The 21,937-nt window shown below is 70.8% G+C and carries 11 protein-coding genes; 9 read left to right on the top strand and 2 right to left on the bottom strand.

Annotated features, from left to right (window positions below):
- The first annotated feature begins 49 nt into the window (after positions 1–49).
- The 6 genes from ACIBAE_RS18755 (at position 50) to ACIBAE_RS18730 (ending at position 9,158) form a co-directional block, all read left to right on the top strand.
- Positions 50–2,173 (top strand): SidA/IucD/PvdA family monooxygenase, encoded by a 2,124-nt coding sequence (locus ACIBAE_RS18755; RefSeq protein WP_399286368.1) that lies wholly within the window; start codon positions 50–52, stop codon positions 2,171–2,173.
- Positions 2,166–2,381, top strand: coding sequence for an MbtH family protein (locus ACIBAE_RS18750; RefSeq protein WP_399286366.1), 216 nt, complete (start codon positions 2,166–2,168; stop codon positions 2,379–2,381). The genes ACIBAE_RS18755 and ACIBAE_RS18750 overlap by 8 nt, the downstream gene beginning before the upstream one ends.
- Positions 2,374–3,198, top strand: a complete 825-nt coding sequence (locus ACIBAE_RS18745) for a 2OG-Fe(II) oxygenase (RefSeq protein ID WP_399286363.1) — start codon at positions 2,374–2,376, stop codon at positions 3,196–3,198. The genes ACIBAE_RS18750 and ACIBAE_RS18745 overlap by 8 nt, the downstream gene beginning before the upstream one ends.
- A gap of 28 nt (positions 3,199–3,226) precedes the next feature.
- The gene (locus ACIBAE_RS18740) at positions 3,227–4,039 is read left to right on the top strand and encodes a phytanoyl-CoA dioxygenase family protein (protein WP_399286360.1); all 813 of its coding nucleotides are present in this window, start codon (positions 3,227–3,229) and stop codon (positions 4,037–4,039) included.
- Entirely contained in the window at positions 4,036–5,139 is a 1,104-nt protein-coding gene (locus ACIBAE_RS18735; protein WP_399286357.1) for a zinc-binding dehydrogenase, read from the top strand. The genes ACIBAE_RS18740 and ACIBAE_RS18735 overlap by 4 nt, the downstream gene beginning before the upstream one ends.
- 92 nt (positions 5,140–5,231) lie before the next feature.
- Positions 5,232–9,158 (top strand): amino acid adenylation domain-containing protein, encoded by a 3,927-nt coding sequence (locus ACIBAE_RS18730; protein ID WP_399286354.1) that lies wholly within the window; start codon positions 5,232–5,234, stop codon positions 9,156–9,158.
- 92 nt (positions 9,159–9,250) lie between these two features.
- Here ACIBAE_RS18730 and ACIBAE_RS18725 read toward each other — a convergent pair whose 3' ends face one another.
- Both ACIBAE_RS18725 and ACIBAE_RS18720 read right to left on the bottom strand, forming a co-directional pair.
- Positions 9,251–10,171: a thioesterase II family protein gene (locus ACIBAE_RS18725; RefSeq protein ID WP_399286351.1), complete on the bottom strand. Its 921-nt coding sequence runs from the start codon at positions 10,169–10,171 to the stop codon at positions 9,251–9,253.
- Positions 10,172–10,217: 46 nt separating this feature from the next.
- Complete coding sequence (locus ACIBAE_RS18720; RefSeq protein ID WP_399286348.1) at positions 10,218–11,471, bottom strand: MFS transporter; 1,254 nt, start codon at positions 11,469–11,471, stop codon at positions 10,218–10,220.
- A gap of 190 nt (positions 11,472–11,661) precedes the next feature.
- Between ACIBAE_RS18720 and ACIBAE_RS18715 the strand changes: the two genes are divergently transcribed.
- From ACIBAE_RS18715 to ACIBAE_RS18705, 3 genes are read left to right on the top strand one after another with little or no spacing between them, the layout of a single operon-like run.
- Entirely contained in the window at positions 11,662–12,855 is a 1,194-nt protein-coding gene (locus ACIBAE_RS18715) for a cytochrome P450 (RefSeq protein ID WP_399286344.1), read from the top strand.
- A gap of 32 nt (positions 12,856–12,887) precedes the next feature.
- Entirely contained in the window at positions 12,888–19,430 is a 6,543-nt protein-coding gene (locus ACIBAE_RS18710) for an amino acid adenylation domain-containing protein (protein ID WP_399286341.1), read from the top strand.
- 26 nt (positions 19,431–19,456) lie between these two features.
- Positions 19,457–21,895, top strand: a complete 2,439-nt coding sequence (locus tag ACIBAE_RS18705) for an amino acid adenylation domain-containing protein (protein ID WP_399286338.1) — start codon at positions 19,457–19,459, stop codon at positions 21,893–21,895.
- Positions 21,896–21,937: the final 42 nt, after the last annotated feature.

Here is a 21,937-nt window from a genome sequence, read left to right as displayed (position 1 = left end):
CATCATCGGGAACCACACCGTGCGAACGAGCGGACTGAGAGGAGTAGTTGTGAGAAGTAAAGGCATGGCCCATGAGGTCGAGAGCCTGGTGGGAACGACCCCGGAATACCCCTATGATCTCCTGGGCGTAGGTTTGGGGCCTTCCAATCTGGCGCTCGCCGTCTGTGCGCGGGAGCAGAATCTGCCCCTCTCGTGTCTGTTCGTCGAGAGCCGGGAGGGCGTCGTCTGGCACCCCGGCATGCTCATCGACGGCGCGCGGATGCAGATCTCGTTCCTCAAGGACCTGGTGTCGCTGCGGAACCCGTCGAGCCCGTACTCGTTCCTGCAGTACACCAAGGCCAAGGGCCGCCTGGAGCGGTTCGTCAACCTCAGCGAGTTCCGGCCCACCCGGATCGAGTACAACGACTACCTGCAGTGGGTCGCCGAGGACTTCACCGACCAGGTCAGCTTCGGCACGCGGGTGAAGAAGGTGACCCCCGTGACGACGGGCGGAAGCACCCCTTCCGTCTTCCGCGTCGAGACCGAGGACGTCGCCACGGGCCTGAGCGCGACGTACTACGCCAGGAACGTGGTGCACGCGGGCGGTGGCCGGCCCGGCCGCCCCGCCGGTGTCGTGGACGTACCGTCCGTCATCCACTCCAGCGAGTTCCTGACCCGCTTCCCGGAGCAGTTCAAGGACCCGGACGCGCCGTACCGCTTCGTGATCGCGGGCGGCGGCCAGAGCGCGGGCGAGATCGCGGAGTACATCCTCGGTCACTACGACCGGGCCGAGGTGCACCTCGTCGTCTCCGGCTACACCCTCCAGCCCACGGACAACAGCCCGTTCGTGAACGAGCAGTTCTTCTCCGGGGAGGCCGACGCCTTCTACCGGATGGCGGGGGACCAGCGGAAGGTCGTCACGGACCAGCTGCGGGACGCGAACTACGGCGTGGTCCGCGAGGACCTGCTCGACCGCCTCTACAACACCGACTACCTCGACGAGGTCAAGGGCCGCAGCCGGCTCCACATCCACTCCTTCTCCCGGCTCGGCGCAGTGGGCGAGGCCGGTGACGAGCTGGCCGCGACCGTCTCGCGACGGCTCGGGGAGCAGCAGGACGAGGAACTGCGCTGCGACGGCGTGGTGCTCGCGACCGGCTACGACCGTTCGCTCGACCCGGAGATCTTCGCGGACGTCCTTCCCCACCTGGTCGGGGAGGACGGCGGTGCCGGCATCTCGCTCACCCGCAGCTACCGCGCCCGTACGACCTCCGAACTGCGGGCAGGGCTCTACCTCCAGGGCTTCGGGGAGGCGCAGTTCGGCCTCGGCGACACGCTGCTCTCCCTGCTGCCGTTCCGGTCCAAGGAGATCGTGGACGACATCGCCGACCGGGTGCCGTCCGCCGCCGGCATCGGCGGCTGCCCGGTGTGGTCGCCGCCGGTGGCCATGACCGGCACGGCCGGTACACCCAGCGCGGTCGGTACGGCCGGCGCCCCCGCCGCCCATGCCGGCGTGTACCCCCCGAGCTGGTACCTGGAGCACGACCAGGAGAGGCTCTACGCGCTCATGGAGCGCTTCCGGTTCGCCACCCTGATCTCGGCACGCTCCGGCGACGAGCCGTTCGCCACGCACCTCCCGCTGATCCTCGACCGGTCCCGCGGTGCCAAGGGCGTCCTCTTCGGGCACCTGGACCGGGCGAACGAGCACGCCCGTCTCATCGACGGCCGTCCCATGCTCGCCGTCTTCCACGGCCCCAACGCCTATATGCCGCCGGACCTCTTCGAGAGCGATCCGCTGCCCACCTGGAACTCCATGTCCGTGCACGTCCGCGGCCGGGTCCGGGTGATAGAGGACAAGGACACGCTGGTCCGCGGGCTGATCGGGATCGCGGAGCACGCGGAGCCCAACAACCGGCTGCGCGCGCAGGACCCGCGCATCGAGCGCATCATCGGCGGCGTCGTCGGCTTCGAGTTCGAGATCGAGGAGATCGCGGGCCGCTTCAAGCTGTCGCAGGACCGGGACGAGGCGGACCGCAGGCACGCCGCCGTGGCCCTGGCCCGTGAGACGGAGCGCGGTGAGCGGGACTTCATCGAGTACGCGGTGGGCCTCGACCTGATCACCGAGGACGACCCCCGCGCCCTCGCCGGCGCGGACCGTCCCCTCTACCCCATAGCCATTGGAGGCATTGATGAGTGACACGACCCTGACGCCGGACCGGTACCTCGTGGTCCGCAACCACGAGGAGCAGTACTCGATCTGGCGGGCCGACCGCGCGCTTCCGCAGGGCTGGGAGTCCGTCGGCGAGGCCGCTGCGAAGGAAGAGTGCCTGAACCTCATCGAGGAACTGTGGACGGACATGCGGCCGCTCAGCCTCCGGACGTTCATGCAGGTGCAGAATGCCTGACCTCGTCCAACAGGACGTCAGCACCAACGCATCGCCGATCTTCACCCTCTTCGACTCCGAGTCGGTCGACAAGCTGACGCGCGACCACATCCTGCGCCTGGCCGTGGGCGTGCTCGGTGCGGTGCGCATCCGGGGCTTCTCCTCGGAGCAGGAGTGCGCCGACATCATGGAGGGCCTGGACCACCGGGAGTTCGGCGCCTACGACGAGAACCTCATCTTCCCGCCCATCGCCAAGATCGGCCCCGCCGCGTACGACTTCTACGGCGCGCACACGCTGACCGATGAATACTGGCAGGCCGCGGACGAGGCGCGACGGCTGCGCGGCGGGCTCTACCACGGGTCCGACCCGATGGACATGGCCGTCGACTGGGTCAGTGGGGCCTGGGGCGACGAGGTCGTCCCCGCCCGGTCCAAGGGCCGCGAGATGTTCGCCGGGATGATCCGGGAGATCCCGCAGGGCGCGAAGCTTCACTTCGACGAGATCGTCCGGGAGTTCCCTGGCATCCTCGACGAGACCCCGACCAGCTTCCTGACCCTCAACTGGTACCTGTCCATGCCCGAGGAGGGCGGTGAGACCCGGGTGTACCGGCGCCGCTGGCGGCCGGCCGACGAGTCGCTCCGCGACGGCTACGGCTATGACGAGAAGGTCGTCGAGGGGGAACCGGTGGCGGTGGTCCGCCCGCGGACCGGTGACGCGGTGATCTTCGACTCCCGCAACCTTCACGCGGTCAACGAGATCCGCGGTGAGGGGCGCCGGGTCAGCCTCTCGTTCTTCATGGGCGTGACCGGGCGCGGCCCGCTCCAGATCTGGTCCTGACACCCCTACCCGTGAGCAGAGTGATCACATGCAGCTCAGCCAAGAGCAGATACGACAATTCCGGACACAAGGGTATCTGATCCTCGATCAGTTGTTCAGCCCCGAAGAGGCCGAGGCCCTGCAGGACGCCTTCGAGCGGGATGCCCTCATCCCCGGCGAACACCGGGTGGTCGAGCAGGACGGCGGCCAGGTCAGGGCGGTCTACGCCTCCCATGTGCGCCAGCCCGAGTTCGCCGCCATGATCCGTTCCCCGAGGGTCCTCGGGCCGGTGCGGCAGCTGCTCGACGGCGAGGCCTACATCTACCAGTTCAAGGTCAACGCCAAGGCGGCCTTCTCCGGCGCGGGCTGGTCCTGGCACCAGGACTTCGCCGCCTGGCAGATGGCCGACAACCTGCAGGAGCCCCGGCTCGTCAACGTCGGTGTCTTCCTCGACGAGGTCAACGAGTTCAACGGGCCCGTGGTCTTCTGCCCCGGCTCGCACCGCGACGGCCTGGTCAAGAAGGGCCCGTCCGGTGGTCCGGCCGCCTCCGAACAGCACGTCGACCCGGAGGACATCGCCCTCACCCCGGCGGACATGACCGGCCTGGTCAACCGCCACGGCCTGACGAGCGCCAGGGGTTCGGCCGGCACAGTCGTCCTGTTCGACCCGGAGATCGTGCACGGTTCCGCGCCCAACATCGGCCCGTTCCGCCGCCGGCTGCTGATCGTCACGTACAACGACGTCGACAACGTGCCGCAGCCGCTGGGCGAGCCCCGTTCCGAATACGTGGTGGGGCGCGACACCGCTGCGCTGGAGACGACCGCCCAGGAGATCGTCCCGACCCTGGAGGCGGTGGGATGAGCGCCATCGCTCGAGCCGTCGTCCTCACGGAATTCGGCCAGCCGCTGGAGCTGCAGAAGTTCCCGGTCCCGCCCGCCCCGGACGAGGGCATGATCGTCGCAAGCCGGTACGGCGGGGTCTGCGGTACGGACCTGCACCTGCAGCAGGGGCACTTGGAAGTACCGACGCCGCTGGTACTGGGCCACGAGGGCCTCGGCACCGTCCACGAGCTGGGCGCGCGGAGCACCTCGGACGTCAACGGCAGTCCGCTGAGCGTCGGCGACACGGTGATGTGGGCTTCCTCGATCGCCTGCGGTACGTGCGTGCCCTGCCGGATCCACCGCGAGCCCACCCTGTGCGAGCGCCGTCGCACGTACGGGGTCAACCGGCCCACGGACCAGGAGCCGGGTCTGTCGGGATCCTGGGCGGACTACATCTGCCTGCGGCCCGGGACGACCGTGGTGAAGGTCCCGGACGGGATCGACCCGGTGGCCGCGATGTCCTTCGCCTGCGCGGGCCCGACCATGGTCCACGCCCTGTACGAGCGCCGTCCCGTCCGGGTCGGCGAGACGGTCGTGGTCCAGGGCAGTGGCCCGGTGGGCCTGGCCGCCGCGGCTCTCGCACAGCTCTCCGGCGCCGCCCGGGTGATCCTCGTCGGCGGCCCCGAGGAGCGGCTGCGGGCCGCGGCCGAAGCGGGCATCGGCGACCATCACGTCAACATCGTGGCGGCGGCCGACCAGGCCGCTGTCCTCGCCGAGATCACCGAGCTGACCGGCGGCCGCGGCGCGGACCTGGTCATCGAGGCGACCGGCGTACCGGGCGCCATCGACCAGGGCCTGCGGCTGGCGCGCCGAGGCGGCTCGTACCTGGTCGTCGGTCAGTACACCGACAGCGGTGACACCACGATCAACCCGCACCAGATCGTCCTGCGGCAGTTGGACGTGGTCGGCTCCTGGGCGTTCACCGGAGCCCATCTGGTGCAGTACGTATCGCTGCTGCCCGCCCTGACGAAGCGGTTCGACCTGGCGAGCCTGGTGACCAGCTACCCGCTGGAGGACAACGGCCGCGCACTGGCGGAGGTCGCCGCCGGGGCCGTGATGAAGGCCGTTCTCGTCAGCTGAGCCGGCCCCCGAGCCGGACCGCACCACCACCCACACGCAGCCCACCCACGGCCGCGGCGCGGTGCCGCGGCCCGGAATGAGGGAAGTACCGCATGGCGACCCCGTCCAGTCAGCCCAAGCCCTGGCACGAGGCCTTGGCCGACCTTCCGGAGAAGACCGACCTACCCGGCCTGCGCAGGTCCGACGAGACCGGCTCACCGGGAACAGCTACCGTCGAATGCCCGCTTGACCACCGTCTCGGCGGGGCCATGGCCGCCCTCGTCGAGAACGGGGGTGGGGACGTCACCGTCGCCACCGTGTTCACGGCCGGCGTCACCGGGCTGCTGACCCTGCTGCGCGCCGGTGCGGACCTGCCGCTCGGCACGGCGGTGGCGGGGACGCCCGCAGCCGTCCGGGTCCTGCGGATCGCCACCTCGGCGGAGCTCGACCTTCATGCGCTCGTGATGGCGGTCCGCTCCGCCGAGCGGGCCGCCGTCCAGCAGGACGGCGTCTCGTTCGCGGAGCTCGCGGACACCGTCAACACCGCCCGCGGTACTCCTGGTCTGCCACTCTTCCTGGTCGGTACAGCCGTGGACACCGAGCCGCCCGTGCCTTCGCCGGATCGCGCGGACGAGCTGTGGTTCTCCCTGCACACGACGGCCGCCGCCGACGCGAACGCCGCCGATCGGACCGCGGCAGAAACGACCGCCGATGCGGCGCGGCCCTGTGTACGGCTCACGTACCCCGTCGCCATGCTCCACCACGACGACGCCCAAAAGCTGTGCGACCGCTTGGCGCGGGTGCTGACCCACGCGCTGCGCGCGCCCGGTGCCCGGCTCGACACCATCGACTGCCTGCTGCCCGGAGAGGCCACCGGCCTGATCGGCGAGGGCTTCGCGGGCGCCGCGCCCGAAGGCACCCTCGCCGAGTGGTTCGAGCGGCGGGCTGCGCTGTCCGCCGATGCCGTCGCCGTCGTCGACGGTGCACGGCGGCTGACGTACTCGGAACTCAACGCGCGGGCCAACCGGCTGGCCCGGACGCTGACGGCGGCAGGAGCGGGACCCGAGCAAGTGGTCGCGATCGTGCTGCCCCGATCGGAGCTGTCGGTGACGGCGTTCCTCGCCGTCCTCAAGACCGGTGCCACCTACCTGCCGATCGACCCGGAACTCCCGCCCGAGCGCGTGGCTCTGATGCTGGCCGACGCCGCCCCGGTCGTGACGGTCACCGACCCGCTCTGCGCCGAGTTGCTGCCCCTCGGGGACACCCCGCCACTGGTGCTCGACACGAGGCTGTCCGCCTGCGCCGGGCAGGGCCCCGAGAACCCGTCCGCAGCGGAGCTGACCTCCCCCGTGACCGGCGGGACACCGGCCTATCTGCTCTACACGTCCGGATCCACGGGCCGCCCCAAGGGCGTCCTGATGACGCAGGACGCCGTCCTGAACCTGATGGCCTGGCACCTCGACGAACTGCCCGGCGAACCCGGCCGTGTGACGGTCCAGTTCACCTCGGTCAGCTTCGACATCTCCATTCAGGAGATGCTGTCCACGCTCCTGTCGGGCGCGACGCTGGCCATCGTCCCCGAGGACGTGCGCCGCAGTCCGCAGGACTTCGTGCCGTGGCTGGAGGAGCACGGGGTCACCGACCTGTTCGCGCCGAACGTCGTCATCGAGCTGGTGTGTCAGGCAGCGCTGGAGCAGGGCCGTAGCCTGCCCGCCCTCAGCCATGTCGCGCAGGCCGGTGAGGCGCTCGTCCTGAGCGAGGCCGTACGGGAGTTCTTCCGGCTGCGGCCCGGCCGGCGGCTGCACAACCACTACGGCCCCACCGAGACGCACGCCGTCACCTCGTACGTCCTGCCGGCGGACGTGGCCGCGTGGCCCGCGACGGTCCCCGTCGGACGGGCGGTGTGGAACACCTCGGTGTACGTCATGGACGAGGCGCTGCGACTGGTCCCGCCCGGCGTGGCCGGGGAGCTGTACGCCTCCGGCGTCTGCCTGGCGAGGGGCTACGCCAACCGCCCCGGCCTGACGGCCGACCGCTTCCTGCCCGATCCGTACGGCCGGCCCGGCACCCGGATGTACCGCACCGGGGACCTGGTGCGCCGCCGGGCGGACGGTGCCATCGAGTACCTCGGCCGCACGGACCACCAGATCAAGATCCGCGGCATGCGCATCGAACTCGGAGAGATCGAGGCGGCCCTGCGCGCCGCCCCCGGCGTGCGCGACGTCACCGTGGTGACCGCCGGAGAGGCTGGCAACCGGCGCATAGACGCCTACCTGGTTCCCGCGCCCGGAGCGGACGCCGCGGGCCTCGGCGCCGCGACCCGGGCCGAACTGCGCCGTCTGCTGCCCCCCGCGATGGTGCCGGCGTCCTTCACCGTGGTTGCGGAGTTCCCGCTCAACACCAATGGCAAGGTGGACCGGCGGGCACTGCCCGAGCCCGTGTTCACCGGACCCGACGAGGCGGACCGGCCCCGCACCGCCGAGCAGGAAAGGCTCGCGCGGATTTTCGCCGACGTGCTCGGACTTCCCTCCATCGGCATCCACGACAACTTCTACGACGTCGGCGGCCATTCCCTGCTGGCCGCGGAACTCACCGTCCGCGTCCGCAAGGAGTTCCAGGCCGAGCTGACCCTCGGTGACGTCCTCGGCAACCCTTCGGTCGAGGAACTGGGCGCGCTGCTGAACCGGGTCGATCCCGCCCGCCCGCCGGTCGCCCCGCGCCTCGGCGAAGAGCCGGCGCCCGCTTCCTTCGCCCAGCAGAGCCTGTGGGTCCTGGACCAGCTGGAGGGTCCGAGCCCCCGCTACAACGAGCCGCTCGCCCTGCGCCTGACGGGGAACGTCGACGTGCCGGCGTTGCGCACCGCCCTGGCCGACGTCCTCGAACGCCACCACGTGCTGCGCACCGTACTGGCCATGGAGGACGGGCAGATCCGCCAGCGGGTCCTCGACGGGACGGCCGCCGTGCCGGAGCTCGACGAGTCCACCGTGGCGCCGGCGGACCTGGAGGCCGCGGTCCTCGCCGCGGCCCGGGTGCCGTTCGACCTGGCCGCGGACCTGCCGGTGCGGGGCACGCTGTTCCACCTCGGCGACGAAGACCACTTCCTGCTCGTCGTCATGCACCACATCGCCTGCGACGGTGTCTCGCTCGACCCGTTCCTGCGGGACCTGGCCGACGCGTACAACGCCCGGACAGCCGGACGCGCCCCCGGCTGGGCCCCCCTGCCGGTGCAGTACGCCGACTACGCCGAGTGGCAGCGCGAGCTCTTCGCGTCCGCCGAGACCGGCCCCGCAGGGCTGTTGCGCCGGCAGTACCGCTACTGGGAGGAGAAGCTCGCCGGGCTACCGGCCGCGATCGCGCTGCCGCTGGACCGCGAGCGGCCCGGCGTTCGCTCCGGCGTCGGAGCGGCCGTACCGTTCAGCGTGAGCCCCGCGCTGCACCGCGCCGTCCGAGCCCTCGCGCAGAGCCGGCGCACCACGACGTTCACCGTGGTGCACGCTGCCCTGAGCGCGCTGCTCGCAGAGCGGGGGGCGGGGGATGACATCGTGCTGGCGGCGGTGGTCTCCGACCGCGGCGCCCCGGCCCTGGACGGCCTCGTGGGCTACTTCGTCCGGACGCTGGTCCTGCGCGTGGACGCCTCGGGGAACCCGGACTTCACGACGCTCCTGGACCGGGTGAAGGAGACGGACCTGGGGGCCTTCGCCCACCAGGACCTGCCCTTCGAGCACGTCGTCGAGTTGGTCAATCCGGCCCGCTCGTTCAACTGCCACCCGCTGGCGCAGGTGATGCTGGCCTTTCAGGTGGAGGAGGCCGAGCCGCCCCGGCTGGAGGGTCTCACGGCCCGTCACGAACCGCTGGAATTGGGCGTGGCCAAGTTCGACCTCTGCTTCAAGGTGGTCGAGCGGTTCGCACCGGGGGGCGAACCCGCGGGTGTCGAGGGGATCCTGGAGTACGCCACCGACATCTTCGACGCGGACACCGCCGAGGCCCTGACGGCCGACCTGCTGGGATTCCTGGAGGCGGGTGCGGGGCACCGGGAGTGAGGTGCCCGCAGTCATGACCGAGGGCCACGGCTGTACAGCCGTGGCCCTCGGTCATGACATGGGGTGGTCGCTGTCTCTTCGCGGGCAGGGGCTCAGCGAGACGGTACGCCCAGCTCCCGGGCGACCGCTCCGAGCACTTCCTGGGCGGCGGTGACGGGGAAGAAGTGGCCGCCCTCCACCATGCGCACGGTGAACCGGCCGGCTGTCCACTGCCGCCAGGCCTCGCACAGTCCGCGCGGTGCCGTCTCGTCCTGGAGCCCGCCGAACGCGACGACCGGCACGGCCGCGCGGTCGGCCTGAGAGACCGCTCGGCGGCAGGAGTGGAACAACCGCAGGTCCGCGCGGAGGGTCGGGAGGAAGGTGCTGAGGAACCCGGTGTCGGCAAGCAGCTCGGGCGGGGTGCCCTGCCACTGGTTCATGTACTCGAGCAGCTCCTGGTCGGTGGGGTCGGGGCCCGGCTCGCCCATGAGGTGCGGTGGCAGTGCCCCGGCGACGAACAGCGCCCGCTGCGCGGTGGTGGAACCGGCGAGCCGCTGGGTGACTTCGCGGGCCACCAGAGCGCCGGTGCTGTGTCCGAACACGCCGAAGGGACGGTCCGCGTGCCCGAGGATCCGTTCGGCGATCCGGTCGGCCAGTGCGGAGACGTCCGTGAAGGGCGCTTCGCTGAAACGCTCCTCGCGGCCCGGGGTGAGGACGGCCTCGATCCGCAGTCCCGCGGGGGCCGCGCCCGACCAGGAGCGGTAGGCGTTCGGTCCGGCTCCCGCGGCGGGGATCAGGTACAGCAGCGCGTCGCCGTCACCGCGGGCCCCGGTGAGCGGGCGGAGCCAGCGGTCCGGGGCCTCCGCGCCGATCTTGGCGGCGATGGGCCGGGCCTGTGTCCGGAGCAGCATGACGAACCGGTCGTCCAGCGCCGGGCCCTCCCCGGCGAACTGGAGCCCGCCCGTCGAGTCCACCCAGAGCCGCACTTGGCGGCGCCGGGCTTCGCCGATCAGCTGGTCGGCGAGAAATGACATGGGGTCCCCTCTTCTGGTCCGTTCGGCGTGGTCGGTCGGCGGCGGTTCATTCGGCCTGGTCGGGCAGAGTGCGCATCCGGGCCAGCGAGGCGAACAGCAGCGGCAGACAGCTCAGGACGCCACCGATGACGGCCAGCCACAGTGCGGGCCGCAGGCCGATCAGCGTGCCGAGGCCACCGGCGATGAGCGCGCCGGCCGTCCGTACGCCGTTGATCAGGCCCAGGTACGCGCCCTGCACCCGGGAGCGGAAGCGGTCCGGCGTCAGGGCCTGCTGGATCGAGGAGCCGGCGATGTCACAGAGCATCAGGCCCATCCCGGAGAGAAACTCGGCGGCGATGACCAGGGCGAACGCCATCCACTTGTCCTGGGACGCGAACGGGACCAGCGCGAGCGCTCCGGGGAAGGCGACCGAGCCGAGCAGGAAGGTCGGTCCGATGCCGATGCGCCGGCTGACCCAGCCGGTGACGAAGGAACCCAGCAGCGCACCCACCGCGCCGAGTCCGAGTGCGACACCGATCATTCCGGGCGTCATCTTGAGCTCGCGCACGATGAAGAGCAGGAAGAGCGTGAAGTAGACCGTGTAGAACAGATTGAGCAGACCGCCGCCCAGGAACTTGGCCCGCAGGGCCGGTGTCCGGGAGACGAAGCGCAGCCCGTCCCTGATGTGCGACTTCGATTCGTGCTTCTCCGGTGTCGGCTCCTCGGCCGCGACGGACCGCAGGAGGAACGCCGAGCCGAGGTAGGACAGCACGTCGGCGACGATTGCCACCGGCGCCGACAGGATCTGCACCAGCATGCCGCCGATGCCGGGGCCCGCCACCCAGGAGAAGGAGAAGCTTCCCCGGCTGAGCGAGGTCCCCTGGACGTAGTCCTTGCGGTCCACGAGCGCCGCGAACAGGCTGTTGCTGGAGACGTTGAAGAGCATGGCCAGCGTGCCGGTCGCGAAGGCCACCACCCACAGGTGGGTGAGGGTGAGCGAGTCGAGGGCGTAGGCGATCGGGACGGTGACCAGTACGGCCGCCCTTCCGAGGTCGCACAGGACCATCGTGAGCCGGAGCTTTCCGTGCCGGTCGACGAAGCCGCCCACGTGCAGGGCGAAGAGCAGGTTCGGCAACGAGGCCAGGGCGCCGAGGAACCCCATCTCCGCGGCCGAGGCGTTCAGAGCGAGCACCGCCGTCAGCGGCAGCGCGATCGTGGAGACCTGGTCCCCGAGGTAGGAGATGGTCTGCGCGGTCCAGAACCTCCGGAACGTGGCCTGGCGCAGCAGTTGAGGTATGCGGTCCAGCAGTTGAGCGGCCATAGGTAACAATTTCGCTTTCGGATTGGCGACTGACGGCGTCGGGGGTCCTGCCGTGCCATGGTTCCGCACAATCTACGTGCAGGGAACTCATCGAGCGCCTCAGTGTTCGACTGAACCGATTGCTCCATCGAACACCGGATATTCTTTTGCCCGGAGGCAGATGGAACACCGACGAGGAATTTGAGGCGCCGTGCTGCAGGATATGCCCGCACTTACCGATCCCCTGCTCTATTCCGAGGGTGACCCGTACGAGGTGTGGCGGAGGCTGCGGCAGGAAAGCCCGGTTTCCTTCCACGAGTATGGTGAGCATGGCGGTTACTGGGCTGTCACCACGCATGCGGCCGGGCTCGAAGTGCTCACCGACTGGGAGCGGTTCACCTCGACCAAGGGAATCTTCCTCCGTCCCAACTTCAAGGACCCCTACCCGGGCGCCGGCAAGATGATGGCGCTCAGTGATCCGCCGCGCCATGACCAGCTGCGCAAGGCGATCATGGGCCTTTTCACCGTGCGATCCATAGCGAAAATGGAGGAGCGGACCCGGGACGTCGTCAGGTCCGCTCTGCACGGTGTGGTCGAGGCAGGTCACTGCGATTTCGTCAAGGACATTGCGGCGCGCATTCCCCTGGCCGTCTCCGCGGAGCTCCTCAGTATTTCCGTGGATGACGTGGAAATGCTGGCGAAGGTCACCACCGAGGCCGCCGATAATTCCAGCGATATCGACGGCGTGGAAGCGCAGCTAGCGCATTTCGAGATTCTCCGCCATTATTCCGAGATCATCGAGGAGAAGCGCCGGAACCCCGGCCGCGACCTGGTGTCGGCGCTGACCATCGCACAGGCCGAGGGTCTCGACATCACCGACGACGAGGTGATCCTCACCTGCGACAACGTCATCGTGGCGGCCAACGAGACCACCCGGCAGGCGGTCGGTGCCGGAATGCTCGCGCTGCTGCAGAGCCCGGAGCAGTGGAAGGCCCTGCGGGCCGGTGACCTCAAGCTCAAGACCGCCGCCGAGGAATTCCTGCGCTGGACCGCGCCGGTCACCCACATCCTGCGTACCGCCCAGCACGACACCGTGCTCGAAGGTGTCCAGATCCGCGAGGGCGACGCCGTCACGGTCTGGCTGCCCTCCCTCAACCGGGACGAGAAGGTCTTCGACCAGCCCGAACGGTTCCTGCTCGACCGCAAGTCGAACCACCACGTCTCCTTCGGCGGCGGCGGGCACTTCTGTATCGGCGCGAACCTGGCGCGCCTGACCATCCGCATCATGCTCGAGGAGCTGGCCCAGCTACCTGCCGAGATCGAGGTGAGCGGAGAGCCGCAGCGGATCGCGTCCTACATCCTCGGAGGCCTCACGTCGCTGCCGCTCGAGTTCCGACCGCACTGACCACCGAAGACATTGGGGAGATGGGGCCGAACATGACCGCAGCGCGAGAACTGCTGGGCCGGCTGACCGCAGACGGCATACAACTCTGGGTCCAGGACGGACGCTTGCGCTTCCGGCCCGCAGGGGGACTGACACCCGACCAGGTCGCCGAAGTGCGCGTCCACAAGGACGAGGTCATCCGCCTCCTGTCGCAGGCCGCCACCGAGCCGGCCGGTCCCTTCAGCAGCCCGCGGCCGGACGCCCTGCCGCTCTCCTACGGGCAGGAGAGCCTCTGGTTCCTCGACCGGCTCAGCCTCCAGACCAGTTACAACGTCGGCACCCTGCTGCGCATCGAGGGCGGACTGGACGTGCCCGTCCTGATACGGGCCCTCGACGAGGTCCTGCGGCGGCACGAGGTGCTCCGCACCCGCTTCCAGGAGACCGACGGGACGGTCACGCAGGTCGTGTCCCCCCACGAGAAGGGCGCACTGGACCAGGTCGATCTGAGCACGGTCCCGGCCGAGGAGCGGGAGTCCCGGGCCGAGGAGCACCTCGCCCGGCACTGGGCCACGCACTTCGACCTCGCTGAGGACCGCCTCGTCGCCGTGCAGCTGCTCAAGCTCTCCGACACCACGCACCTCCTCGCCGTCAACGCACAGCACATCGTCGTGGACGGTCCGTCCATCGGGCGGATCCTCGACGAGCTCAAGGCGCTGTACGAGGCGTTCCGCGCCGGCCTGCCCTCCCCGCTGTCCGAACCGACCGTCCACTTCGGCGACTACGCGGTGTGGCAGCGCGGCCCCGAGGCCGCCGAGGAGCACTCCCGGCAGCTGGAGTACTGGCGCGAACGGCTCGCGGGCGCTGCCGCGGGACTGGACATGCCCCTCGACCGTCCCCGCGGGGAGGTCAGCGACTTCGCCGGCAGCAACGTGAACTTCACGCTGGCACCCGGGCTCTTCAAGGACCTGCGCGAGGTCGCCGCCCGTTGCTCGGCCACCCCGTTCATGGTCATGATCGCGGCCTTCCACGTCCTCATGGGCCGCTGGTCCCGGCAGGACGACGTGTCCGTGGGCACGCCGGTCGACTGCCGCGCCCACGAAGAGACCGCCGACATGATCGGCTACTTCGCCAATACCGTGGTGATCCGTGCCGACCTCTCCGGCAACCCCTCCTTCACCAGCTTCCTCGGCCGCCTGCGCGAGACCGTGATCAGCGGGTACGACCACCGCCAGCTGCCCTTCGACCACCTGGTGGCGGTGCTGAGGCCGGAGCGCAGCCAGGCCCGCCAGCCCCTGTTCGACGTCATGTTCTCGTACCAGGGGCAGCAGCCCTTCTCCCTGGACGGCCTCGACGTCGCCTTTGTCGACCCGCCGAGCACCACCGCCAAGTTCGACCTCTCGCTCTTCGTGTCCGAGACCGACGACAGCCTGTTCGGCAGCTTCGAGTACGCTACTTCGCTGTTCGACCCCGAGACCGTCGAGGAGCTGTCCCGGCTCTTCGTCCGCCTGCTCGAAGGCATCGCCGCCGACCCGCAGGCGCGCATCCTCGACCTTCCGCTGCTCGCTCCCGCCGAACGGCCCGAGCTGGTGACCGGCGGAGTCAGCGGCCGGCTGCGCGAGGGTTCGCTGGCCAGCTGGTTCGAGGAGCGGGCCGCCGTCACACACTCCCGGCCCGCGGTCGTGGACGGCGAGCTGACCCGGACGTACGGGGAACTGAACGAGCGGGCCAACCGGCTCGCCCATGCCCTGATCCGGTACGGGGTCGGCCCCGAGCAGGTCGGCGCGGTGTTCATACCGCGCTCGGACCTGGCGGTGACGGCCTTCCTCGCGGTGCTCAAGACCGGCGGCGTCTATCTGCCGGTGGACCCCGTGCTCCCCGCCGACCGCGTCCGCGCACTCCTCACCGACGCGCGGCCCGCGGTCGTGGTCACCGACGCCGCGGGCGCCGGGCTCCTGGCCGGCCTGGACCTGCCGGTGCTCGTCATCGACGACGAACTGTCGGCCTGCGCGCAGGAGAGCGGGGCGAACCCCTCCGGGGCGGAGCTCTCCGCCCCGGTCACCGCCGACACCCCGGCCTACCTGATGTATACCTCGGGCTCGACCGGGCGCCCGAAGGGCGTCGTCATGACCACCGGCGCCATGCTGAACATGATGGAGTGGCACTTCACCGCCCTCCCGACCGGGCCCGGCCGGGTCACCGCCCAGTTCACCGCCCTCAGCTTCGACGTCTCCGTCCAGGAGATGCTCTTCACCCTGCTGTCGGGAGCCGCGCTGGCGATCGTCCCGGAGCGCCTGCGGCGCGACCCGGAGTCCTTCGTGACCTGGCTCGACGAGAACAGGGTCACGGACTTCTTCGCACCGAACGTCGTCATCGAGCTGACCGCGCGTGCGGCCCTCGCGAGCGGCCGCCCGCTCCCTGCCCTCGAGCACGTCGTTCAGGTCGGCGAGGCCCTCGTCCTCAGTGACGCCCTGCGCACGTTCACGGCCGCCGTTCACGGCCGCCGACTGCACAACCACTACGGCTCCACCGAAGTCCAGGTCATCACCTCGCACGACATGGCTCCGGGCATCGACGGCTGGCCCGAGGCCTCCCCGCTCGGCCAGTCCGTGCGCAACACCGTGTCCTATGTGCTCGATGAGGGGCTCAACCTGGTGCCCCACGGCGTCCCCGGCGAGCTGTACGTGTCCGGCGCCTGCCTCGCCCGCGGCTACTTCCGACGCCCCGACCTGACGGCCGAGCGCTTCCTGCCCGACCCGTACGGCCCTCCCGGCGCCCGCATGTACCGCACGGGGGACCTGGTCCGCCGCCGACGCGGCGGCCGCCTCGAATACCTCGGCAGGACGGACCACCAGGTCAAGATCCGGGGCATGCGGGTGGATCTCGGCGAGACCGAGACGACGCTGCGCCTGCACGGGGAGATCGCCGACGCCGTCGTGCTCTCCCACCCCGACGTGCTGGGCGCCCAGCAGCTCACCGCGTACGTCGTCCCGGCCGTCCCCGGCCGGACGCCCGGCCCGGCCGAGCTGCGTGACTGGCTGCTGGAGCGGCTGCCCTCGCACGCCGTCCCCTCCCGGTACACGTTCCTCGACGTACTGCCCGTCAACCGGCACGGGAAGACCGACCGCAAGGCCCTGCCCGCCCCGGACGACGTCGTCATCGACTCCGGCAGCGAGTACGTCGCCCCGCGCTCCGGCGGCGAGCAGGTCGTCGCCGCGATCTGGCAGGAGGTCCTGCGCGTCGAACGGGTCGGGGCCCTCGACGACTTCTTCGCGCTCGGCGGCCACTCGCTGCTGGTCGCGCAGGTCCTGGCCCGGATCAGGCAGCGGACCGGCGCCGAGGTGTCGCCGGTCGAGTTCTACGAGCGGCCCACGGTGGCCAGGCTCGCCGAGCTGATCGCCGAGGCGGACGCCGTCCCCGACATGGTTCTGGCGCGTCCGGCCGGTCAGCCCGCCGAGGCCTCGTACGCCCAGCAGCGCATGGTCTTCCTCCAGCTCCTCCAGCCCGACAGCGGCCTCTACAACGTCCAGATCCCGATCTCCCTGCTCGGCCCGCTCGACCGGCAGGCCCTCGGCGCCGCACTCGACGAGCTCGTCCGGCGGCACGAGGTGCTGCGCACGACCTTCGATCTGGCGGGCGAGAACATCACGGCGGTGGTCTCCGACGAGGCCGTCTTCCCGCTGGAGTTCCTCGACGTGAGCGATGCGGCGGTCCCCGAGGAGGAAGTGCGGGCGGTGCTGCTGCGCGAGGGCAAGTTCGCCTTCGACATCCTTTCGGGCCCCGTCGTGCGGGCCGTGGCCGTCCGCACGGCGCCGGAGGCGCACACGCTCGTCATCACGGCGCACCACGTAGTCATCGACGGCTACTCCGTGGCGGTCCTGATCCAGGAACTCGGCGCCCTGTACGAGGCGTTCCTGCGCGGCGAACCGTCGCCGCTGCCCGAGCCGGAGCTGCAGTACGCGGACTACGCGCTCTGGCAGCGCCGCAAGCTCCAGGGCTCCTCCCTGCGCGACCACCTCTTCTACTGGAAGCAGTACCTGGCCGGCACCCCGCACAGCATCGAGCTGCCGACGGACCGTCCCCGTCCCGCCGTGCCCGACTTCGCGGGCGACTCCGTCGGGTTCGCCGTGGGCACCGAACTCACCACGAAGCTGCGCGCACTGTCCGGCCGCAAGCGGTCCACCCTGTTCATGACCAGCATGGCCGCGTACAGCGCCCTGATGCACCGGCTGAGCGGCCAGGACGACGTGTGCGTCGGATACTTCTCGGGCAGCCGGCCGACCGTGGAGACCGAGTCCCTGATCGGACTCTTCGTGAACACGATTCCCGTCCGTTCCCGCGTCACCACGGGCCAGACCTTCGGCGACCACCTGAACGGGATCCGCGAGTCCGTACTGCTCGGCGACACCCACCGCGAACTGCCCTTCGAACTGCTCGTGGACGAGATCCGGCCCGAGCGGGACATTTCCCGGCACCCGGTCTTCCAGGTGGCCTTCAGCTACTACGCGGCGGCACCGCAGGAGACCGCCGACACCGGTGCCGGCCTGCACATCTCCCCCTCCACCAGCTCGCCGGGGACCTGGGCGGCCAAGTTCGACCTGACCCTGTACCTGCGGGAGTCCGAGGACGGGCGGCTGCTGGGTGACATGGAGTTCTCCACTGCCCTCTTCGACCGTGCCACCGTCGAGCGGTTCGCCGCCTACTACGTACGGCTGCTGGAGAGCATCGCCGAAGCGCCGGACACGGCACTCGAAGCCCTGCCCATGCTCGGCGACACCGAGCGCCGGATGGTCCTGGAGGACTGGAACGACACCGCCGCGGCGATCCCCGGGGCAACGCTGCCCGAGCTGTTCCAGGAGCGTGCCGCACTCGAACCGGCGGCCCCCGCCGTCCACTTCGCGGACACGACCCTGGCCTACGGCGAGCTGAACGCGGCCGCCAACCGGCTGGCCCGCCACCTGGTGGCGCTCGGCACCGGCCCCGGCGACCTCGTCGCCATCGCCCTGCCGCGCACCGAGCGGGTCCTGGTCGCCGTCCTCGCCGTACTGAAGTCGGGCGCCGCCTACCTGCCGATCGACCCCGGCTACCCGGCCGACCGGATCGCCCTGATGCTGGACGATGCCAAGCCGGCCATGGTCCTGACCTCGGCGCAGGTCACGGACCGGATCCCCGACGGCGGACCCACCCCGGTGATCCTGGACGCCCCCGATACGCTCGCCGCCGTCGCGGCGCGGCCGGAGCACGACATGAGCGACTCGGACCGCACGGCCCCGCTGGACCAGGGCCACCCCGCGTACGTCATCTACACCTCGGGCTCCACGGGACGGCCCAAGGGCGTCGTCGTCGCACACCGCAGCGTCGCCAACCTGGCGGCCTGGGCGGGCGAGACCTTCGCCCCGGAGCAGCTGTCCCGGCTGCTCGCCGCGACCTCGCTCAACTTCGACGTCTCCGTCTTCGAGATGTTCGGCCCGCTGCTGAACGGCGGCTCGGTCGAGATCGTGCCCTCGCTCCTCAGCCTCGCCGACCCGCCCGCGGGTCGCCCGTACACCGGCTCCCTGCTCAGCGGTGTGCCCTCGGCGCTGGCCCAGATCCACGGCACCGGAGGTCTGCACGCCCGGGCCGGCACGCTGGTCATGGCCGGCGAGCCGCTGTCCATGAAGGCCGCGAACGAGATCTCCGGCGCCATCGGCGCCGACCTGGTCGGCAACGTCTACGGACCCACCGAGTCCACCGTCTACGCCACCGCGTGGTTCACCCGGGAAGGCGTCGAGGGGGCCCCGCCGATCGGTCGCCCGCTGCGCAACACCCGGACCTACGTCCTGGACGCGGCGCACCAGCCGGTACCGGTGGGCGTGGTGGGCGAGCTGTACCTCGCGGGCGAGGGCCTGGCCCACGGCTATCTGCAGCGTCCCGGCCTCACCGCCGACCGTTTCGTGCCCGACCCGTTCGGCGCGCCGGGCACCCGCATGTACCGCACGGGCGACCTGGTCCGCTGGACCCCCGACGGCGAGCTGCTGTGTCTCGGCCGCGCCGACGATCAGGTGAAGGTGCGCGGCCACCGCATCGAGCTCGGCGAGATCGAGGCGCATCTGACCGACCACCCCGACGTGGAGCTGGCCGTGGCCGGCGTCCGGACCCTGGCCTCCGGCGACAAGTGGCTCGTCGCCCACGTCGTGTGCCCCGGGACCGTGTCCGCCGTCGCACTGCGGGAACACCTGGAGGGCAGGCTGCCCTCCTACATGGTCCCCAGCGCGTTCGTCGTGCTCGACGCGCTCCCGCTCAACGTCAACGGCAAGGTGGACCGCTCCGCCCTGCCGGAGCCCGAGGAGGACGGCGGCCCGGGCAGCGATCACGTACCCCCGGTCACCCCGCTCCAGAAGGAGCTGGCGGAGATCTGGGCCGACGTCCTCTCGCGCGACCGGGTGGGGCTCACCGACAACTTCTTCGCACTCGGTGGCCACTCCCTCCTCGTCACCCAGATGAGCGTCCGCATCAGGCAGCGCCTGGGCGTGGAGATCGGGCTGCTCGACATCTTCACGGCCGAGAACCTGGGCGAACTCGCCCAGACCATCGCCCGCATAAACGGGATCACACAGTGACTCACTCGTCACGAAAGGGGAACTCAGTGTCCATTGAAGGGACTTCGGTCGTGATACCCGGCGGCGACCTCGACGCGGTGCCGTTCCGGCTCCGCACCGAACTCGGGGAGCAGGTGTCGGAGACGGCCCGCCGCTACGGCGTGGGCGAACCCGCCGTCCTGCTCGCGGCCCTGCTGGCCGTGCGGTTCCGGCACGCCCGCCGCGAGCACGCCGAGATCCTCCTGTCGCCCGGCGACGAGCGGATCGTCCCGCTGACCGTCGGCGGGGACCAGACCTTCGCGGAGCTGCTCCGCACCGCCGACAAGGGCCTCACCGAAGGGCCCGTGGCCGAGCCGGCCGACGACGACGCCTCCGACGGGGCCGTCGAGCGGTTCGTCTTCCGGTACACCGACGGGGAGGCCGGACCCGTGCCGGCCGCCCCCGCAGGTACGGACGCCCGTGTCCACTGCGTCGTCGAGACGGTGTCCCCCGAGATCACCGGCCACCTGATCTGCGGTGAGCTCCCCTCCGGCTGCACCGCCGAGGAGTGGACCGCCCGCTTCGTGACGCTGCTGGACGACGCCGTGGAGCGTCCGGAGGCCAGGGTCGACGAACTGGCCCTGCTGCCGGAGCAGCGGCAGGCGGAGCTCGCCGCGGCCGCCAACGCGGAGTTCGAGCGCTACCCCGATCTGCGCACCCTCCACGAGACCTTCGAGGAGACGGCCCGCCGCCACCCCGGCGCCGTGGCCGTGGAGGCGGGGGGCCGTGCGACGACCTACGCCGAGCTCGACGGCCGGGCCAACCTGCTCGCCCACACGCTGGCCGAGGCCGGCATCGGCGCCGAAAGCCTCGTCGCCGTCTGCGTCGAGCGCTCCGCGGACCTGGTCGTCGCGCTGCTCGCCGTACTCAAGCGGGGGGCGGCGTTCGTTCCGCTGGAGCCCTCGCTGCCGGCCGAGCGGGTGGCCGTGATCACCGGTGACGCGCGGGTGGCCGCCGTGGTCGTCCAGCAGTCCCGTACGGACCGCCTCGATGACCTCGGCGTCCCGCTGATCCCGGTCCCCGCCGAGGGCTCGGCACCGAACGCGCCGCAGACGGCCGTCACGCCGAACCAAGCGGCCTACGTCTACTACACCTCGGGTTCGACCGGTACCCCGAAGGGCACCGTCATCGACCACCTCTGCGCGGCCGGCCGCCTGGAGTGGCTCGGACGGCGCTACGGTCTCCAGCCGGGCGACCGGGTCATCCACAAGACCCCGCTCATCTTCGACGTGGCGATCTGGGAGATCTTCGGCCCGCTGAGCGCGGGTGCGACCGTCCTGATGGCCGACCCGGGCGCCGAGTCCGACGTGGTGCACCTCAGCCGGCTGCTCTCCACCGAGCGGACCGTGTTCGCGCACTTCGTTCCCTCGATGCTCAAGGCCTACCTCAACCTCGCCCCCGAGGTGGACTGCCCCGACCTGCGCTGGGTGCAGCTGTCCGGCGAGGCCGCCGGCACGCGGCTGCTCGAACAGTTCTCCGAGCGGTTCGGCGCAGAGCTCCACAACCTGTACGGCCAGACCGAGACCTCCGAGGTGGCCGGCTGGGAGGGACGCTCGTACGACGGCCAGGGCGGCCTGCCCATCGGCCGCCAGATCGGCATCTACCGCCTCTTCGTCCTCGACGAGGCCCTGCGCCCCGTGCCGCACGGCGTCCCCGGCGAGCTGTGCGTGTCCGGCACCGGGGGCCTCGCCCGCGGCTACCTCGGTCGCCCCGGACTCACGGCCGAGCGCTTCGTCCCGCACCCCTATCCGGTGGACGCGGGCGAGCGGCTCTACCGCACGGGCGACCTCGTCACCGTCGACGGCGACGGGCAGATCCACTACCTCGGGCGGGTCGACGACCAGGTCAAGATCCGCGGCTGCCGGGTCGAGACCGGGGAGGTCGAGGCGGTCCTCGCCGGCCATCCCGCGGTCCGCGAGTGCGCCGTCACCGTCTTCAAGGGCGAGGAAGGGGACAACCAGCTCGCCGCGTACGTCGTCGGCGACGCGTGGGACGTCGAGTCGCTGGCCGCCCACGCCGAGGCGAAGCTGCCCGGCTTCATGCTTCCCGCGGTCTACATCCCGCTCGACGAACTGCCGCACACCCCGTCGGGGAAGCTCGACCGGCTCCGGCTGCCGGCGCCGACCCTCGAAGACCTGCAGGCCCGGGTCAGTGACGACGCGCCGCAGAACTCCCTGGAGGAGCAGGTCGCCGTCCTGTGGCAGGAGGTGCTCGGCGTCGAGAAGATCGGCCGCACCGACAGCTTCTTCTCCGTCGGCGGCAACTCGCTGAAGTCGCTGCAGCTGCTCAACCGTGTCAACTCGACCTTCGGCGTGCAGGTCGCCGTGCGTGAGTTCTTCGCCACGCCGACGATCGAGGGTGTGGCCGCAGGGGTCGAGAAGGCCCTGACCGAACTCGTCGCCGGGCTGACCGACGAAGAGGCGGCTAGGCTCCTCGGCGGGCTCTGAGACAGCACGGCGGCGGACCGAAGAGGGGCGGGCGGGGAAGAG

Origin of the sequence: Streptomyces sp. NPDC051569, from assembly GCF_044454085.1 — a bacterium.
In the GTDB taxonomy this organism is placed as follows: domain Bacteria; phylum Actinomycetota; class Actinomycetes; order Streptomycetales; family Streptomycetaceae; genus Streptomyces.
Note: the sequence above shows the minus strand (reverse complement) of the source record. Positions and strands in the feature narration are given on the sequence as shown.

Bases quoted from the DNA above. Each gene is read 5' to 3' on its own strand.
- ACIBAE_RS18750 (WP_399286366.1), top strand. From the start codon at position 2,166: ATGAGTGACACGACCCTGACGCCGGACCGGTACCTCGTGGTCCGCAAC.
- ACIBAE_RS18745 (WP_399286363.1), top strand. From the start codon at position 2,374: ATGCCTGACCTCGTCCAACAGGACGTCAGCACCAACGCATCGCCGATC.
- ACIBAE_RS18740 (WP_399286360.1), top strand. From the start codon at position 3,227: ATGCAGCTCAGCCAAGAGCAGATACGACAATTCCGGACACAAGGGTAT.
- ACIBAE_RS18735 (WP_399286357.1), top strand. From the start codon at position 4,036: ATGAGCGCCATCGCTCGAGCCGTCGTCCTCACGGAATTCGGCCAGCCG.
- ACIBAE_RS18730 (WP_399286354.1), top strand. From the start codon at position 5,232: ATGGCGACCCCGTCCAGTCAGCCCAAGCCCTGGCACGAGGCCTTGGCC.
- ACIBAE_RS18725 (WP_399286351.1), bottom strand. From the start codon at position 10,171: ATGTCATTTCTCGCCGACCAGCTGATCGGCGAAGCCCGGCGCCGCCAA.
- ACIBAE_RS18720 (WP_399286348.1), bottom strand. From the start codon at position 11,471: ATGGCCGCTCAACTGCTGGACCGCATACCTCAACTGCTGCGCCAGGCC.
- ACIBAE_RS18710 (WP_399286341.1), top strand. From the start codon at position 12,888: ATGACCGCAGCGCGAGAACTGCTGGGCCGGCTGACCGCAGACGGCATA.